A 1,936-nucleotide genomic window follows, 5' to 3' on the forward strand; every position below is an offset into this window, starting at 1 on the left:
CGCGCAGCCGGAGCAGCGCGACGGGCGTGAGCCAGCCGTGCGGCGCGGTCAGGGCCTGCTCGCGCTCGGCGTGCCACGCGGTCCACGCCTCGCGCGCAGCGGTGTCGGTGCCGGTCCCGGCGTCGGCCGGTCGGATCGCGGTGTCGGTCATGGCGGGGGCTCCTTCAGCCGACGGGCTGCTGGTCGAGGTGGGCGGTGCGGGTGCGGCCGGGAGCGGGCCGGTCGAGCCCGAGGTGGTGGCGCAGCGTCGGACCGCTGTACTCGGTGCGGAACGAGCCGCGCTCCTGCAGCAGCGGCACGACGCGGTCGAGCACGTCGTCGAGGCCGTGCGGCGTCAGGTGCGGGACGAGGATGAAGCCGTCGCTCGCGTCCTCCTGGACGGCCCGGTCGATGTCGTCGGCCACCTGCGTGGGCGTCCCGACGAACCCGCCGCGCGTCGTCACCGCGATGACGAGGTCGCGGATCGACAGGCCCTCGGCCTCGGCACGGGCACGCCACTGCGCGACGACGGGACGCGGGTCCTTGACGTGCCGCACGCGGCCGCGCGTGATGTCGGCGTTGTCGACGTCGGGCTCGGCGTCCGGCAGCGGCCCCTCGGGGTCGTAGGACGTGAGGTCGACGCCCCACACCTGCTCGAGGAACGCGATCGCTCCCGGTCCGGAGACCTGCTGGCGCCGGATGACCCGTGCCCGCTCCTGCGCGTCCGCGAGGGTGTCGCCGAGGACGACGGTCGTCGCGGGCAGGATCTTCAGCGACTCCTCGGTCCGGCCGAGCGCGGCGAGCCGGCCCTTGACGTCGCGGTAGAACGCCTGGCCGTCCTCGAACGTCGAGTGCATCGAGAAGACGACGTCGGCGGTGGCCGCCGCGAAGTCGCGCCCGTCGCCCGAGTCGCCGGCCTGGAACAGGACCGGGTGCCCCTGCGGACCGCGCGGCGTCGGGAACGTGCCGCGCACCTGGAAGTGCTTCCCGACGTGCTCGACCTCGCGCACGGCCCCGTCGCGCAGGAACGCGCCGGCCGCACGGTCGCCGCGCACGGCGTCGTCGTCCCACGAGTCCCACAGCGCGCGGGCGACCGCGACGAGCTCCGCGGCCCGCTCGTACCGCTCGGCGTACGGGAGGAAGCCGCCGCGACGGAAGTTGGCGCCGGTGAACGCGTCCGACGACGTCACGAGGTTCCACGCGGCACGCCCGCCGGACAGGACGTCGAGCGTCGCGAACTGCCGGGCGATCTCCCACGGCTCGTTGAAGGTCGTGTTGATCGTGCCGACCAAGCCGAGCCGGTCGGTGACGGCGGCCAGCGCGGCGAGCACGGGCAGCGTGTCGGGGCGGCCGACGACGTCGAGGTCGAAGATCTCCCCCTTGTGCTCGCGCAGGCGCAGGCCCTCGGCGAGGAAGAAGAAGTCGAGGCGCGCGTCCTCGGCCCTGCGGGCGAGGTGCTCGAACGACGCGAAGTCGATCTGGCTGCCGGAGTCGGGCTCGGTCCACACCGTGGTGCTGTTGACACCCGGGAAGTGCGCGCCGAGGTGGATCTGCTTGCGGGGGCGGTTCGTCATGGTCGGCGGCTCAGGCGATCGCGGTCGCGTAGCGGCTGACGGGGCGCGTCAGGCCGAGCGTGTCGCGGAACGTCGTGCCCGGGTAGGACGCGCGGAACACGCCCGCAGCGCGCAGCAGCGGCACGACCTCGTCGGCGATGCCGTCGACGTCGGTGTGCAGCGCGGCGGGCCGCAGCGTGAACCCGTCGACCGCCCCGGTCGTCGTCCAGTCCTCGATCGTCGCGGCCAGGTCCGCCGCGGTGCCGACGTGCGCGGCGCCCTCGTGGGTGCGACGACCCGGGGCGGCGAGCGCGTCGAGCAGCGCGAGCCGCTCACGTGCGGCGTGCTCGGTCCCGCCGAGGACGACGAACAGGTCCGCCACGACGCGGAGCTCGTCGGGGTCG

At 74.7% G+C, this 1,936-nt stretch carries 1 protein-coding gene and 1 pseudogene; both read right to left on the reverse strand.

Annotated elements, in window-relative coordinates:
* Nucleotides 1-164: 164 nt before the first annotated feature.
* Entirely contained in the window at nucleotides 165-1,553 is a 1,389-nt protein-coding gene (locus HGA02_RS17930) for an NtaA/DmoA family FMN-dependent monooxygenase (protein ID WP_168680617.1), read from the reverse strand.
* Between the two features lie 10 nt (nucleotides 1,554-1,563).
* Nucleotides 1,564-1,936: pseudogene (locus tag HGA02_RS17935) on the reverse strand (LLM class flavin-dependent oxidoreductase); the annotation flags it as partial.

It is taken from the genome of Cellulomonas septica (assembly GCF_012396155.1).
Classification (GTDB): domain Bacteria; phylum Actinomycetota; class Actinomycetes; order Actinomycetales; family Cellulomonadaceae; genus Cellulomonas; species Cellulomonas septica.

Excerpts from the sequence above, each read along its gene's own strand:
- HGA02_RS17930 (WP_168680617.1), bottom strand. The coding sequence starts at position 1,553 with ATGACGAACCGCCCCCGCAAGCAGATCCACCTCGGCGCGCACTTCCCG.